The organism is Streptococcus sp. HMSC077D04 (assembly GCF_001808785.1).
GTDB classification, from domain to species: domain Bacteria; phylum Bacillota; class Bacilli; order Lactobacillales; family Streptococcaceae; genus Streptococcus; species Streptococcus mitis_BX.
On the sequence record NZ_KV794510.1, the window covers coordinates 27,891 to 41,076 of the forward strand.

General features: G+C 37.9%; 10 protein-coding genes. 5 read left to right on the forward strand and 5 right to left on the reverse strand.

Features of this window, described 5'->3' with window-relative positions; all coding sequences use genetic code 11:
* Positions 1-25: 25 nt before the first annotated feature.
* The 3 genes from HMPREF2701_RS01905 to HMPREF2701_RS01915 form a co-directional block, all read right to left on the reverse strand.
* Positions 26-226: a F0F1 ATP synthase subunit C gene (locus HMPREF2701_RS01905; protein ID WP_001054558.1), complete on the reverse strand. Its 201-nt coding sequence runs from the start codon at positions 224-226 to the stop codon at positions 26-28.
* Positions 227-539: 313 nt separating this feature from the next.
* Entirely contained in the window at positions 540-1,826 is a 1,287-nt protein-coding gene (locus HMPREF2701_RS01910) for a peptidase U32 family protein (RefSeq protein WP_000169061.1), read from the reverse strand.
* Between the two features lie 137 nt (positions 1,827-1,963).
* Positions 1,964-2,662: a GntR family transcriptional regulator gene (locus HMPREF2701_RS01915; RefSeq protein WP_000936191.1), complete on the reverse strand. Its 699-nt coding sequence runs from the start codon at positions 2,660-2,662 to the stop codon at positions 1,964-1,966.
* Between the two features lie 141 nt (positions 2,663-2,803).
* On the opposite strand from HMPREF2701_RS01915, the gene guaA reads away from it, so the two are divergent.
* Positions 2,804-4,366: a glutamine-hydrolyzing GMP synthase gene (guaA, locus tag HMPREF2701_RS01920; protein WP_049511085.1), complete on the forward strand. Its 1,563-nt coding sequence runs from the start codon at positions 2,804-2,806 to the stop codon at positions 4,364-4,366.
* 335 nt (positions 4,367-4,701) lie between these two features.
* On the opposite strand, the gene HMPREF2701_RS01925 is transcribed toward guaA, so the two are convergent.
* Positions 4,702-6,267: a hypothetical protein gene (locus tag HMPREF2701_RS01925; protein WP_070481964.1), complete on the reverse strand. Its 1,566-nt coding sequence runs from the start codon at positions 6,265-6,267 to the stop codon at positions 4,702-4,704.
* 670 nt (positions 6,268-6,937) lie between these two features.
* On the opposite strand from HMPREF2701_RS01925, the gene HMPREF2701_RS01930 reads away from it, so the two are divergent.
* The 4 genes from HMPREF2701_RS01930 to HMPREF2701_RS01945 are packed head-to-tail and all read left to right on the forward strand — an operon-like array spanning position 6,938 to position 11,459.
* Entirely contained in the window at positions 6,938-7,711 is a 774-nt protein-coding gene (locus HMPREF2701_RS01930; protein ID WP_061590098.1) for an ABC transporter ATP-binding protein, read from the forward strand.
* A complete protein-coding gene (locus HMPREF2701_RS01935; protein ID WP_070481966.1) occupies positions 7,701-9,755 on the forward strand; it encodes an FtsX-like permease family protein in 2,055 nt (684 codons plus the stop codon). Before HMPREF2701_RS01930 ends, HMPREF2701_RS01935 begins: the two co-directional genes overlap by 11 nt.
* A gap of 32 nt (positions 9,756-9,787) precedes the next feature.
* A complete protein-coding gene (locus HMPREF2701_RS01940) occupies positions 9,788-10,477 on the forward strand; it encodes a response regulator transcription factor (protein ID WP_070481969.1) in 690 nt (229 codons plus the stop codon).
* Positions 10,461-11,459 carry a sensor histidine kinase gene (locus HMPREF2701_RS01945; RefSeq protein ID WP_070481971.1) on the forward strand — a complete coding sequence of 333 codons (999 nt, stop codon included), beginning with the start codon at positions 10,461-10,463 and terminating at the stop codon, positions 11,457-11,459. Before HMPREF2701_RS01940 ends, HMPREF2701_RS01945 begins: the two co-directional genes overlap by 17 nt.
* Before the next feature lie 83 nt (positions 11,460-11,542).
* On the opposite strand, the gene ffh is transcribed toward HMPREF2701_RS01945, so the two are convergent.
* Positions 11,543-13,114 (reverse strand): signal recognition particle protein, encoded by a 1,572-nt coding sequence (gene ffh, locus HMPREF2701_RS01950; RefSeq protein WP_070481974.1) that lies wholly within the window; start codon positions 13,112-13,114, stop codon positions 11,543-11,545.
* Positions 13,115-13,186: the final 72 nt, after the last annotated feature.

A 13,186-nucleotide genomic window follows, 5' to 3' on the forward strand; every position in this document is an offset into this window, starting at 1 on the left:
CTCCCTTTTTCAATTTATACTTCTTTTATTTGATGATAAATGAAAAGACAAGAGTAACGAAGAAAGTACCTTCAATAAAGGCAACCCCTAGGATCATCAAACTACGTAGTTCTGAGATGATATCTGGTTGGCGAGCAACTGATTTCAACAAACCGTTCATCAACAAACCTTCACCAAGAGATACACCCATACAGGCAAGACATAGACCGAAAAATGTTAAATTCATGACGAATTCTCCTTTTAATTAAAATTTACTTACTTAGTTTAGTCCTAAAAATTGGATTTGTCAACTTTTTACTTACGTTGAAAGCGTTTAATGAAAATTATTTACAATTTTACTATTTTTAAGTCTATTATATAGAAAACTTTGGAAAAAACTTGTAACAAATCCCTCCATTATCTAGGTCTTTCTGAAAAATAATGAAAAATCCGAGATGACATCTCGGATGGAAATTAATATATTTTCTTTAACCTAATGCTCTTTAGTAAGTAGGATTAAAGGGAAAGCAACTAGAAAGCTTTCGTCTCCTGCATGCTTATTAAGCACGAACTGTGACGCTGGTGCCATCTTCCTTATAAAGATTGATAAGTCCTTCTTTGAGAGCTCGAACCATATCTCCAGCTTGAACAGGTTGTGGAACCTTGATAGTCAAGAGTTCCATTGGATTTGGAGCGCGGTCAATTTTATTGCCTTTGGCATCATGTAAATCTTCGATATACGTTTCAAAATGACGGAAACCTGGGCCATAAAACTCAACTTGGTCGCCTTCGTTAATAACGTTCCGTTGACGAATAGTTGCTGTTTGTGTCGCATCATCATAAGAAACCACTTCAGCAACAAACTTGTACTCAGGAATTTTACGACGAGCACCAAACAACTGCTCATTTTCAGATGGTGTACCGTAATAGAAACCTGTTGCTAATTCACGTTGGGCAACCTTCCACATCTCATCCACCAAGTCTTGTTTGATAGCTTCAAACTTTTCAGGACTTTCAAGATATGCATCCACAGCCGCCTTGTAGCAGTTGGTTACTGTTGAAACATAGTGAATAGACTTCATTCGACCTTCAATCTTCAGACTGTCCACACCATTTTCAATCATATCTGGGATATGGTCAATCATGGACATGTCAACAGCTGACATTGAAAATGCTTCTGGGATTTCCCCTTTCAAGCTCTTACGTTCTTTCCCAAATGGCATATCATAAAGATCATACTTCCAACGGCAAGACTGAGAGCAACCACCACGGTTAGCATCACGCATACTCATGTGGTTTGAAAGAGTACAACGACCAGAGTAAGAAATACACATGGCTCCGTGGACAAAGGCTTCAATCTCAACATCTGTACGTTTGCGGATTTCAGCTAATTCTTCCATCGAAACCTCACGCGCCAAAACGACACGAGTCAAGCCCAGTTCTTTCCAGAACTCAAGGGTTTCATAGTTAGTTGCACTTGCTTGAGTAGAGAGGTGGATTTCAAGACCTGGTGCTTCAGTCGCTGCAATCATGATCAAGGCTGGGTCAGATACGATAACTGCTGCAATCCCGATATCACGCAGTTTACGGAACCACTCACCAGCACCAGCTTCATTTCCTTCGTGCATAACCATATTGGCAGCTACATAGACTTTGGCACCGTACTTGGCAGCAAACTGGACACCTTCTTCCATCTGTTCGAAAGTAAAGTTTCCGGCACGGCTACGAAGACCATAGGCCTGACCACCGATAAAGACAGCATCTGCTCCATATTGAACAGCTACCTTTAGCTTCTCTAAAGTCCCTGCAGGTGATAAAACCTCAGGACGTTTTAATGTTTTTGTCATGTTTTCTCCTATTTGCAATATAAAAGTTTGACGTTTTTCCTTCTCATTTTATAGTAAATAAGCCATAAAATCAAGCCTAGACAGATTGTTTTGACAATTCTAATCTTTTAAGAAAGCAAAAAACTAGCCTTTCTAGACTAGTTATTCTCAAGATAAAATTCAAAGCGTTCGCCTACATACTGACTTTTTACGTATTCAAATGCAGTACCATCTTCTAGGTAGGAAACCTGAGTTAGCCCAAGAATAGCATGTCCTTTTTCAACTTCCAAATAGTGGGCAATCTTTTCTTTAGCAAGACGAGCATAGATGGTCTGCTGTGATTTACCAATACGGTAGCCATGTTTTTGCAATGTTTGGAAGAAATGACTGGTGATTTCTTCTTTTTTAAAGTCCTTAATGAATTTTTCAGGAATAGAAGCAACTTCATAAACTAGAGGAACTTGGTCGGCATAGCGGACCCGTTCCATTCGGATAATATTCTCCGTTGGAGAAATTCCTAACTTTGCAACTTCCTGCTCATTGGGAATGGTTTTTCTGTAGGAAATGAGCTGGCTAGAGGGTACTTTACCTTGGGACTTAACAATTTCAGTAAAACTTGTTGTTCCTCGCATCTTTTCTTGTACCCGAGTACTAGAAACAAAGGTGCCACTTCCTACGCGGCGCTCTAAGACGCCTTCTTCGACTAATAGAGATACGGCTTGGCGGAGGGTCATGCGACTGACCGCAAACTGCTCTGCTAAGTCTCGTTCACTAGGAAGTCTCTCACCAATTGCCCAACGGTGTTCGTCAATATCCTTTTTAATCTGATCATGGATTTTCATATAAGCGGGTAGCATATTTTTCACTTCATTTCTATCTTTTCTCTATTGTACCCCAATAAACTAGAAAAAGTCAAACTTCGCCTTGTTTAGTTGGTAATTCGCCCTTATTTGTGATAGAATATTGAAAAAAGATATTTCTTTTGAGAAAGGAAAAAGATGAGCAACATTTCAACTGATTTGCAAGATGTAGAAAAAATCATCGTATTGGACTATGGTAGCCAATACAACCAGCTGATTTCACGCCGTATCCGTGAGATTGGTGTTTTTTCAGAACTAAAAAGCCATAAAATTTCAGCTGCTGAAGTTCGTGAAATCAACCCTGTAGGAATTATCCTATCAGGTGGTCCAAACTCTGTATACGAAGATGGTTCATTCGATATTGACCCAGAAATCTTCGAACTCGGAATTCCTATTTTGGGAATCTGTTACGGTATGCAATTATTAACTCATAAACTTGGAGGAAAAGTTGTTCCTGCAGGTGACGCTGGGAATCGTGAATACGGTCAATCAACTCTTACTCACACACCATCAGCTCTTTTTGAATCAACACCTGATGAACAGACTGTTCTGATGAGCCATGGTGATGCGGTTACTGAGATTCCTTCTGACTTTGTTCGTACAGGTACATCAGCTGACTGCCCATACGCAGCAATCGAAAATCCAGATAAACACATTTACGGTATTCAATTCCACCCAGAAGTTCGTCATTCTGTATACGGAAATGATATCCTTCGTAACTTTGCCCTTAACATCTGTAAAGCTAAAGGCGACTGGACAATGGATAACTTCATCGATATGCAGATCCAAAAAATCCGTGAAACCGTCGGTGATAAACGTGTCCTTCTTGGCCTTTCAGGTGGGGTTGACTCATCTGTCGTTGGGGTTCTTCTTCAAAAAGCGATTGGCGATCAATTGATCTGTATCTTCGTGGATCACGGTCTCCTTCGTAAAGGAGAAGCGGACCAAGTTATGGACATGCTTGGTGGTAAGTTTGGTTTGAATATCGTCAAAGCAGACGCAGCTAAACGTTTCCTTGATAAACTTGCTGGCGTTTCTGACCCAGAACAAAAACGTAAAATTATCGGTAATGAGTTTGTCTATGTATTCGATGACGAAGCAAGCAAGCTCAAAGATGTGAAATTCCTTGCTCAGGGGACACTTTACACTGACGTGATTGAGTCTGGTACAGATACAGCTCAAACTATCAAGTCTCACCACAACGTTGGTGGCCTTCCAGAAGACATGCAGTTTGAACTGATCGAGCCACTCAACACTCTTTACAAGGACGAAGTTCGTGCCCTTGGTACAGAGCTTGGTATGCCAGACCACATCGTATGGCGCCAACCATTCCCAGGACCAGGACTTGCTATCCGTGTCATGGGTGAAATCACTGAAGAGAAACTAGAAACCGTTCGTGAGTCAGACGCTATTCTTCGTGAAGAAATTGCTAAAGCAGGTCTTGACCGTGATATCTGGCAATACTTCACTGTTAATACAGGCGTTCGTTCAGTTGGTGTTATGGGTGACGGTCGTACATATGACTACACGATTGCAATCCGTGCCATCACCTCTATCGATGGTATGACTGCTGACTTTGCCAAAATTCCTTGGGAAGTTCTTCAAAAGATTTCTGTGCGTATCGTAAATGAAGTGGATCATGTTAACCGTATCGTCTACGATATTACAAGTAAACCACCTGCAACAGTTGAGTGGGAATAGAGTTAATGAGTTAAAAAAAGCCTAGAAATCAATATTTCTAAGGCTTTTTATTTTGCTTTAACAACAATTTAACAACAAAAACTATTTTTCAGTATTTAAACCTAATATCATTTTAACCTTTTTGGTACTTTCTATATACATACCTTTCTTAGACTCGCTAACAATTCTAGCATAGTCTCTATTATCTTCAGACAATTCATAAATACGATAAAAATTATTATTAAATTAAACCCCACTAATCAAATCATTTTCTTCATTCATTATTTCATCGCTACATCAAGTTTCTGAATATATTTCTATTAAACCTTCATAAACAGTTAAACAATAAACCCTGATTAATCAATTTTTAAATGTATCTTACCCTTCACTACATCCGGTATATATTTTGAAGTAATCTCATATTCAATCGTTTGAGGAACATTCTCAAACATTAGTATCGATGGAAATGCCATTGAGGAGTTATGTTTCAAATACTCAATGCCAAATCTTAAAATATCAAATTCTGAATTTGTAAAATTTTTATATATAAATATGTGTTCTAAAGAGTTTTGATAGTTGTATTTTTGATCTTCATAACCAGGTCTCGTAGTATATGCGATAAGTGGATTAATATTAATTCTTTCTATATTTGATGGGATTATTTGAAAATAAGCGTAAGCATCAACTGAGTCACTTTCTTTAATTTTAAATAGAAATTCATCTAACTCAATTTCCTGTATCTCCTCAATTATGTTCTCCCCTGGATAAAGTAAGTTATTATGTTTTAATAGACAACCTTTTGGTACCATCAGTTTTATATCGATATCTTCATCATATGTTTTACCTAAGTTAGAAACGATTAGTTCGACAAATTTAATGTTATCTATGTATGTGAAATATTCAATGTACTCTTTGTAAGATATTATTTCCCAATATAATTTGTTTAATTTAGAAAAGCGTTTCTTTTCCTTGTCAGACCCTATATACGAAGGACCACTGTTACCGAAAGGAATTTGTACCTGAAGTTTATGTTTCATTAAATTCCCTAAATACCAAAAATTTTCATGTAGTTTGATTTGGTTTTCTTTAGCGAAATCATTTATAGTATATTTGAATTTATCACTAATGGCCACAGAATCAGCTATTTGATAAAGAAAATCAACATTCGCATCTTCTTTTGAAGGCATAGTCAACATTTTACTTTTATCTTCTAATATATCTGCTTCTTCAGAAATTACGGTACTGTTTAGTTCATCTATATATTCGTTAATCTTACTTTGCTTTTCATTAATAAATTTTGACTCCAGTAAACTAAATTGTTTAGGTAAAATATTTTCGTCAGATAATGTTTTTTTATCCCTTATTGTCAAAAACGGTTTTATATTTTCGTTTTGATAAGTTTCTTTTTCTGAAATTAATTTTAAAAAATAAAGTGATAGATGATTTGTAAAAAGCCTTTGAAAATCAATCTCATCTTTAACTATAAAAAATATCCCTCTATCTTTATATCTTTCTTTAAATTCTTGCACTTTTTCATATTGCTTAATGTCTATATTAGACGGAATTATCGGAGCTTCTAAAAAGTACATAAAAACTTGTTTGTCAGCTGATAGCATCTCCTCAATTTCTTCTTCCGTTCCGGATCCATAATTATCTGTTGCAGTACCAAATCTTGTCCAAAATATAGCAACAGCTGCATCACATTCCCTAACAATTTGCTTATTTAATAATTCCTGTGGTTTATCACCTGATTCAGGAAAGCTATCCGTTGACCAATGCTTGATTGATACTTGTATATTATTCGAACTACCATACAGTTTATTAAAATTATCAACAGCTTCCTTAATTAATTGAAGATAGCCAGTAACATCCCCAGGGCAAGAAATTAATAAATCGTAAATAGTCACTCCTTCTCTTGGCATCCATGTATCCTCCGGAAATTTAATACTATACAAACCTAACCTATTATAATTATAAATCAAAAAAAACAATAAAATCAAATTCTCTTACTGTTTTATTGGTTATAAACAATTGGAAATCAATGGTTTAGAACAAAGGTATCTACAACACAAAAGAGTAAATTAGGCTATGTTAATAGCATTTATCCCTTAGCGACTGCTCTTGTAGAAACTTATGGCAGTGATGTAAAGCCATATTGGAAAAAAGATGATATTAATAAGGCAAAAGAGAAAGCCAGTAATCGTATAGTGAGATTTATCTTTGGATAAAAAATAGTGTAGGCTGAAGAGAACTCTTTAAAACTAGCTTGCTACAATTATTCTTTGTCAGATTTCAATGAAGTAACTATAGAAAATAAGAACGGAAATAGATTTTCCTGTAAGATAATACCGCTGGATCATGAACTTCAGTGGTTTTTCTTTAAATTTTGAAATTCGATGGTTTCAAGGTTGTAGGAATCCCTCCCCCCTACTTCTCTTTTTAAATCCTTAAAACCATGCTATAATATAGTAAGTATAGCTCCAATAACCTGATTATAAAAGTCAGCGATAAAGATTTCTTACATCATCCGTAAGTATTATTCTACTCTGATTCATATTATAATGAAAGTAACAAAAAATGGAGGTGTTTCACATGGACACAATTTTACGAGTAGAATCATTAAAAAAGTATTATGGGAAAGGTCCCAATATTACCAAAGCCTTGGATAGCATATCTTTTCAAGTTGTAAAAGGTGAGTTCTTAGGAATTATGGGGAGTAGCGGTTCTGGGAAAACAACTCTTCTTAACTGTCTAGCCACAATCATCAAGCCAACTGACGGTTCCATTCAAATGCAAGAAAAGTATTTAGGTCAGTTAAAAGGGAGCCAATTAGCAGATTATAGAGGCAAGGAAATTGGCTATCTCTTCCAGAATTTTGAGCTCTTGGACAATCTGACTGCCAAAGAAAATATTTTACTTCCCTTATCTTTGCACAAGGTCGATGCCAACGAAAGCAAGGTTCGGTTAGAATTACTTTCCCAATATCTGGATATTTCTGAACTTCTGGATAAGTTCCCTTCTCAATTATCAGGTGGTCAACGGCAAAGGGTAGCTGCTGCGCGCGCCTTAATTTTAGACCCTAAGATTGTATTTGCGGACGAGCCCACAGGAGCTTTGGATTCAAAAAATGCGACCATTTTGATGCAAAAATTATCCGAAATGAATCAAGTGGAAGAAACCACCATTCTCATGGTGACCCACGATTCCGTAGCAGCTAGCTTTTGCAACCGCATCTTGTTTATCCAAGATGGAAAACTATTCCATGAAATCCGTCGCGATTATCCAAGAGAAAGTCAAGAAGACTTCTATCACAGAATACTAAAGGTCATGGCTGCACTAGCTGGAGGTGATGGTAATGTTTTCTAAATTAGTCTCAAGAAATAGCAAAAGAGATCGAAAAAATAACGGCCTGTATTTCAGTTCTATGGTTCTGTCTATTATCTCCTTTTACATCATCCTTTCTTTGACTCATCAAGATGTGATGCACTTTCTAAAACAAATAGAAAGTGACGCTGTAAATAAACTCTTTAGCATGATTCCCATTCTTTATGTAGCAACGCTCTTTATTCTCTTTTTTCTAGTTTACTTCTCAAGCAGTATGCAGATGGAAAGAAGAAAACATGAATTTGGTGTTTATCTCACACTGGGCATGCGAAGAAGCAAACTCTTCTTACTGCTCCTACTCGAGGATTTGAGAAACAGTGTCCTTGCCCTTGGAATAGGCCTTCCTATTTCCATCTTAATTTCAGAATTGATTAGCCTAATAACCGCTAAAATTGTGGGACTAGGGATTATTGAACATCAATTTTCTCTATCTACCACAGCTCTACTCTATACAGTCATCGGCTTCCTAGCCGTAAAATTAGCTGTTTTTGTCCTTTTAAGTGCAAAGACTGCCAATATGGAAATCGGAAACCTGCTCGCCTATTCTCCTTCTGGGATGAAGAAACTACTCCCCAAGGGGGTGTACCTTCTTGCTTCTGTCCTCGGAATTTTGCTTCTAGGAACAGCCTATTACATGGGTATGAGTGGACGAGCTTGGGAAAATGTCATAACAATGGGCATCACCGTTCTCTTAGGAACTCTGGGAACTATCCTACTCTTCTTTGGTATGCGTTTATTTATAGACTTTTTGGTCAAGCTTGGAAACAATCGAAAACTTCATGCCTATAATTTTAGACAGATTCAGGAATTAGTTATCCAACGCTCAACTATACTAGCTGTCTGCTCCCTCTTAATCTTCTCTGCCTTGTGCCTCTTTGGAGCAGGTGTGGCCATTGCAAGCGGCAATCCAGGCAATCAAACCCACGTATTGGATTATACATTTAGAGATAGTAAGCAGGAAACAGATGAAAATCTTGATGTAAATGCAGTTAAAAAAGAGCTTGAAGCTGCCGGGCTAGTATCACAGTTTTCAAAGATTCTGCAAATTAAAGTAGGCCAAACTAAAGAACACGAATCCGTGTCCTTCGAAGAGGTCATCAAGGAGTTTAAAAATCAAAAAGACAACAAGAACAAGGAAATTTTGCTCCATAAATTTAAACAGTCTACTAATTCCCACCTTATACCAGTTTCCGAATACAATGAACTTAGAAAGGCTGCCAATCTTCCTCCTCTAGAACTAACTAATAAGGAAGCATATTTGTATATGGGGAAAGATTTTCTGCCAGATGAAAGTCTCGTCAACTCTGTCCTAAAGACAAAGCCTCAAATCAAAGTCATGGGAAATGATGTAAAATTGATTGGCGAAGTGGAGTCTTTGCCAATCGTAACGGATCATGAGATAACCCTCTCTGTCGCTCTCATAGTTCCAGATGAGATTTTTATGAGCTATACAGACGGTCGCTATTCGAACTATGTTAGCGGTATCTTGGCTCCTGAGCTAGTCAAGGAAAAAGGCTTGATGAGAGCTATCTCAGATACCAATGAAAAGCTAAATCAAACCTCTCTTGGCTATGAAAGCTATATACAAAATATGGGAAGACAATTGTTTTACATTATCTCTGCCAGCTATGTCACCATCTATCTGTCTATCATCTTCCTTGTTGTCGCAAATACAATTATTGGCGTTCAGTTTTTGATGGGACAAAGACAATCCTATAGACGATACCAGACCTTAATCCATCTTGGTGCCAACTACGAAACTCTTTGTAAATCGTCAGAAAAGCAAGTCAACTGGTATTTCGGTCTACCAATAGCCCTTGCACTTATCAGTAGTAGCTTCGGAGTGAGCTCCCTCCTCACAGGAATAGTGCCCGCTAGCGCAAGAATGGTTATGGGGCAGAAATTTATCACAGCCATGCTGATAGTACTGCTGTTAGCTGGCTTTGAAGTCATCTATATCAGAATTGTAAAGAAAAATAGCAACAAGTACTTATTGTCATTAATGGAACCCAAAAGAGATGAATAAGGTAGAATAAAATAGGAAAAGGAGGAACCGATATGAAGCATATTCTGGTTATTGAAGATGAAGCCTTGATTCGAGATGAAATTGTTATCTTGTTAGAGAAAGCGGGTTATCAAGTTGATAAGTTGACTGACTTCAAAGATACAAGCCAGCAAGTGCTGCAATACGATACAGATCTAATCATGCTGGATTTGAATTTGCCAGGAGAAACAGGTTTTCAAATTTGTAAAAATCTCAAGTCAAAACGCTCTGTCCCTATATTGGTTCTCACTTCCCGTGAACAATTAAAAGATGAAATCTACGCCCTAAAATTAGGGGCAGATGAGTATCTAACAAAGCCTTTCAAGAAAGAAAGATTTTTGGCACGTATAGAAAATATCTTGAAACGCTATGAAGGCAGACAAAATCTACTTGAAAAAGATAATTTTCTGCTGGATAGACAGACCTATACCCTTTATATCAATGGACACTCGATTTTACTTCCCCAAAATCAAGGGAAATTGTTAGAAACTTTATTAGTGGCAACTGATTCTGTCGTCACAAAAGAAGAACTAAGCATGAAACTGTGGAATACAACTGAGTTCATCGATGAAAATGCCCTTCAAGTAAATATTGCAAGACTCAAAAAGGTGATGAAACAGGCTGGTATTGCACTTCAAGTCAAGTCCGTCAGAGGCATCGGTTACAAATTGGAAGAGGAAAGGGAATATGAAACAGAATCCTAAATATTTGGCTACCTATCTGCCTTGGTTACTTGTTCTCTTAGCATTTGATCTATTCACAGCTGTCCTGCTTTGGCTTTCAGACGTGAGAAAGTTTCAAGCCCTCATCATTCTCTATCTTTTAGCTACTGTCCTACTCTTTTTCATCCTATCATTCCTACTGATAAGAAAAGAAAGAAAAAAATCCGCTGCCTATAAAGCCTTCATAGCCAATCCCAAGGTCGATACTGAGCTGGAATTATTGCGTTTATCAAGTGCCTCAGAGAAAGAAAACATCGAAGAAATCGCAAATGCGCTTTACCAAAGGCAAGCGAAAATAGGAAAGCTCAACTCATTACTAGCCGAATACGAGGACTATGTTGAAAAATGGGCTCATGAAATCAAACTCCCTCTATCGCTTCTTTCCCTCCTTTTGGACAATCAAAGTGACCAGTTGCCAAAGGATACAACTTTTAAGTTGGACTATGTGAAAAATCAAATCCAAGGAAATGTATCACAGATACTATTCTATTACAGGGTGAAAAGTGAAAAAAATGATTTTCTATTTGAAGACCTTGACCTCCAAGAGTGTATCCAAGATCTTTTGGAAAACTTTGATCCCTTGCTCAAAGAAAAGAAATTTACGATTAAGTTAGAAAACATACAAGGAATCTGCTACACCGATCAACGCAGTTTTGAATTTATCCTCTCTCAAATCCTCGCCAACGCCCTTAAATATAGCTCTGACAAGCCCGAACTCAGTATTTCTATGTCAAAAGATAAGGGGCACACAAGTCTGATTATTAGGGATAATGGTTGCGGAGTTAAAGCTTGTGACCTCCCTCATATCTTTGAAAAAGGCTTTACAGGTGATTCAGGTGATACAAGGAAAAAATCAACAGGTATGGGGCTCTATCTAGTCAAACAATTAGCAGATGCTTTAAAAATCGAAATCACAGTAAAATCCGAATGGACGCAAGGATTTGAAATCTCTCTTTCTATTTAGTCAATTTTTCGATTAAGAAAATTGCCTAATCATAGAAAGCACATATGTTATATCAAAAAGGAAAGCACTTCTGCTTTCCTTTTTTATTTGCGTTTCTTCTTCGCTTTCTTCATTTTGTTAGCCATGCGTTTCATGGACTGTTTCATAGCAAATTCACCGATTTTACCTTTTAGTCCACCACCAAACATCTGGCTCATATCTGGCATTCCCGCTCCTCCTAGAGCTGATAAGTCAGGCATACCACCTTGTCCCATCATTCCTTCAAGGGCAGACATATCCATTCCTCCCATATTTGGCATATTTTTAGGAAGGTTGTTTGGATTGATTCCCATTTGCTTCATCATTTTGTTCATATCCCCAGACATGACACCCTGCATGAGCTGTTTAGCCTGGTTAAAGTCCTTGATAAATTTATTGACTTCGACAAAGGTATTTCCAGAACCTGAGGCAATACGACGACGACGGCTTGGATTTAACAAATCTGGATTTTCACGTTCTTCAGGTGTCATTGAAGACACAATAGCACGTTTGCGAGCAATCTGGCGTTCATCTACCTTCATGTTTTGAAGGGCTGGATTGTTAGCCATACCTGGAATCATCTTGAGCAAGTCTTCCATTGGTCCCATGTTTTGCACCTGATCCAACTGATCAATGAAATCATTGAAATCAAAGGTGTTTTCACGCATCTTCTCAGCCATTTCAAGGGCTTTTTGCTCATCGTATTCTTGAGAAGCTTTCTCAATAAGAGTAAGCATATCCCCCATGCCGAGGATACGGCTTGACATACGGTCTGGGTGGAAGGTTTCGATATCTGTAATTTTTTCACCTGTACCAGTGAACTTGATTGGTTTTCCAGTAATATGACGAACAGATAGAGCAGCACCACCACGAGTATCGCCATCAATCTTGGTAAGGATGACCCCAGTCACTTCCAACTGAGCATTGAACTCACGCGCAACATTGGCTGCTTCCTGACCAATCATGGCATCAACAACGAGCAGAATTTCATTTGGTTGAGCCAAGGCTTTCACGTCACGAAGCTCATTCATCAAAAGCTCATCAATCTGCAAACGCCCTGCCGTATCGATCAAGACATAGTCGTTATGATTGGCTTGGGCTTGTTCCAAACCTTGACGTACAATCTCCACAGCTGGAACTTCCGTTCCTAGAGCAAAAACTGGTACATCAATCTGTTGTCCCAAGGTTTTAAGCTGGTCAATGGCAGCTGGACGATAGATATCCGCCGCAATCATCAAAGGACGAGCATTTTCTTCTTTCTTGAGTTTGTTGGCGAGTTTACCAGCAAAAGTTGTTTTACCAGCCCCCTGCAAACCAACCATCATGATAATTGTAGGAATCTTAGGTGACTTGATAATTTCTGCCGTATCAGAACCTAAAACGGCTGTCAGTTCCTCATCAACGATTTTAATAATTTGTTGCGCAGGATTAAGGGTATCAATGACCTCATGCCCAACTGCACGCTCACGAACTTTCTTGATAAAGTCCTTTACAACAGGCAAGGCAACGTCGGCCTCAAGCAAGGCCAAGCGAATTTCTTTGGTTGCCTCTTGGACATCAGATTCAGAGATTTTTCCTTTTTTACGTAGATTTTTAAAGACGTTCTGTAAACGTTCTGTTAAACTTTCAAATGCCATTTTTCTTCCTCTTATTCTCTATTATCAATGCTTGTTAAAATTTCTATCTGCTCCTTCAGAAAGTCATCCTTG